Genomic DNA, 252 nt, shown 5'->3' on the forward strand with positions numbered 1-252 from the left:
TGGACCGTCTGCTGTTTCAGCATTGTCTAAAACATTGCCTGTGGCTGTTGTATCTTCTGCAACAGTGACAGTTTCATTATCATCGCTCAGATCAGAAACTGGAGTTACTGAAATCGTTAAGGTAGAAGTCTGTGTATCACCTGCACCGTCAGTAACAATGTAAGTAATTACAGGAACAGCACCGTTGAAATTGTCATTAGGTGTAAAGGTATAACTACCATCGGTATTTAAAGTTAACTCACCTTCAGTGAG

1 protein-coding gene is annotated in these 252 nt (G+C 40.5%); it reads right to left on the reverse strand.

Features of this window, described 5'->3' with window-relative positions; genetic code table 11:
* Window positions 1-252: cadherin-like domain-containing protein (locus H4J75_RS19880; RefSeq protein ID WP_182223085.1), on the reverse strand; the 252-nt coding region annotated here is incomplete at both ends.

The sequence above is a fragment of the Colwellia sp. BRX10-1 genome (assembly GCF_014077545.1).
Taxonomy (GTDB): Bacteria; Pseudomonadota; Gammaproteobacteria; order Enterobacterales; family Alteromonadaceae; genus Colwellia_A.